Origin of the sequence: Zavarzinia sp. (genome assembly GCF_049306435.1) — a bacterium.
GTDB lineage: Bacteria > Pseudomonadota > Alphaproteobacteria > Zavarziniales > Zavarziniaceae > Zavarzinia.
This window is the reverse complement of the sequence record NZ_JBAQRT010000079.1, coordinates 1-1,635: the sequence shown is the minus strand read 5'-3', so window position 1 is coordinate 1,635 and position 1,635 is coordinate 1. Positions and strand designations below refer to the sequence as shown.

The following is a 1,635-nucleotide window of genomic DNA, read 5'->3' as shown; positions in this document are numbered from 1 at the left end:
CGCCGCCAGCGACCACCAGCGGCGTGCCCGCCGGCATCAGGGCCAGGGCCCGCCGCGTGCGATCGACCATGACCGCCCCGACGACGGCCTGGAAACTGGCGGCGAGATCCGCCTTGTCCTGACCGGTAACCGGCAGGGGCAGCGCCGCCAGGGTCTCGCGGACCGCCGTCTTCAGCCCGGAAAACGAGAAATCGCAGCCCGGCCGGCCGATCATCGGCCGCGGCAGGGCAAAGCGCGCCGGATCGCCAACCTCCGCCGCCTTTTCCACCGCCGGCCCGCCGGGGTAGCCAAGACCGAGGAGTTTCGCCGTCTTGTCGAAGGCTTCGCCCACCGCATCGTCGATCGTCGTGCCGAGGCGACGATACCGCCCCACGCCCTCGACCGCCAGCAACTGGCAATGGCCGCCGGAAACCAGCAGCAGCAGATAGGGAAAGCCGACATCGGAGACGAGTCGCGGCGTCAGCGCATGGCCTTCGAGGTGATTGATGCCGATCAGGGGCTTGCCACTGCCGAGCGCGATGGCCTTGGCGGTGGTCAGACCGACGATGACGCCGCCGATCAGGCCCGGCCCCGCCGTCGCCGCGATGGCCGACAGGTCGGACAGACCGATCCCTGCCTCGTCAAGCGCCTGACGGATCAAGCCGTCGAGATGGCTGACATGGGCGCGGGCGGCGATTTCCGGCACGACACCGCCGTAAGGCCGGTGTTCGTCGAGTTGCGACAGCACGACATTGGACAGAATCCGCCCGTTGCCGTCCACGACGGCCGCCGCCGTCTCGTCGCATGACGATTCGATGCCCAGCACCAGACAGGATGCTGCGGCGATCCCGGTAGTTTCCATATCCCCTGACCGCATGTTAAGGCTTTGCCGTAACACTGGATGGTCGAACCTTGCAAGCAACCTTGAGAATCGGCACGCGCGGAAGTCCGCTCGCCCTCGCCCAGGCCCATATGGTGCGCGACCTGCTGGCCGCTGCCCATCCCGACCTTTTGCCGAGCGAAATCCTTATCATCAAGACGACCGGCGACCGGATCCTGGACCGCAGCCTGTCGGAGATCGGCGGCAAGGGCCTGTTCACCAAGGAAATCGAGGAAGCGCTGCTCGACAACAGCATCGATCTCGCCGTCCATTCCATGAAGGATGTCGCGACCGTCCTGCCGGACGCCCTGATCATCGATTGTTTCCTGGAGCGCGAGGACCCGCGCGATGCCCTGATCGGCGCCGCCAGCCTCGCCGCCCTGCCGCCGGGCGCCAGGGTCGGCACGGCTTCCTTGCGCCGGGCTGCCCAGCTGAAGGCGCGGCGGCCCGATCTCGTCGTCCAATCCTTGCGCGGCAATGTCGGCACCCGCCTGTCGAAGATCGCCGACGGCACCTTCGACGCGACCTTCCTCGCCCTCGCCGGCCTCCGCCGTCTCGGCCTCGCCGACAAGGCGGGCGGCATTCTCGAGCCCGGGGACATGCTGCCGGCGATCGCCCAGGGCATCATCGGCATCGAGCGGCGGGCGGCGGATGCCCGCGTCGCCGCCCTGCTGGCCCCGCTCAATCACAAGGCCAGCGCCATCGCGGCGGCCTGCGAGCGCGCCTTCCTCGCCGGTCTCGACGGCTCGTGCCGCACCCCGATCGCCGGCCTCGCC

The 1,635-nt window shown here is 69.0% G+C and carries 2 protein-coding genes; one reads left to right on the top strand and one right to left on the bottom strand.

The window, feature by feature from the left end:
* Window positions 1–841: tRNA (adenosine(37)-N6)-threonylcarbamoyltransferase complex transferase subunit TsaD (gene tsaD / locus WAZ62_RS04000; protein WP_422642235.1), on the bottom strand; the 841-nt coding region annotated here is incomplete at its 3' end.
* A 50-nt stretch (window positions 842–891) separates the two neighbouring features.
* Between tsaD and hemC the strand changes: the two genes are divergently transcribed.
* On the top strand, window positions 892–1,635 hold a 744-nt coding region (hemC, locus tag WAZ62_RS03995), incomplete at its 3' end, for a hydroxymethylbilane synthase (RefSeq protein WP_422642234.1).